The sequence below is a fragment of the Nocardiopsis lambiniae genome, from assembly GCF_031845465.1.
Classification (GTDB): Bacteria; Actinomycetota; Actinomycetes; order Streptosporangiales; family Streptosporangiaceae; genus Nocardiopsis; species Nocardiopsis lambiniae.
In genome coordinates this window covers 1-252 of record NZ_JAVREP010000067.1, presented here as the reverse complement: position 1 = coordinate 252, position 252 = coordinate 1, and the positions used below count along the sequence as shown (strand labels likewise).

Annotated in this window: 1 rRNA gene; it reads left to right on the top strand. The window is 57.9% G+C overall.

Features of this window, described 5'->3' with window-relative positions:
• Positions 1 to 252, top strand: a 23S ribosomal RNA gene (locus tag RM479_RS27560); the annotation flags it as partial.

The window sequence follows — 252 nt, the reverse complement described above, 5'->3', positions numbered from 1 at the left end:
AACCAGGAGGTTGGCTTAGAAGCAGCCATCCTTTAAAGAGTGCGTAATAGCTCACTGGTCAAGTGGTTCTGCGCCGATAATGTAGCGGGGCTTAAGCACACCGCCGAAGCTGTGGAGCCCGGGACTTTGTTCTCGGGTTGGTAGGGGAGCGTCGTGCGTTCGGAGAAGCCGCCGAGTGATCGTGTGGTGGAGGGCGTGCGAGTGAGAATGCAGGCATGAGTAGCGAGAGCAACGTGAGAAACGTTGCCGCCG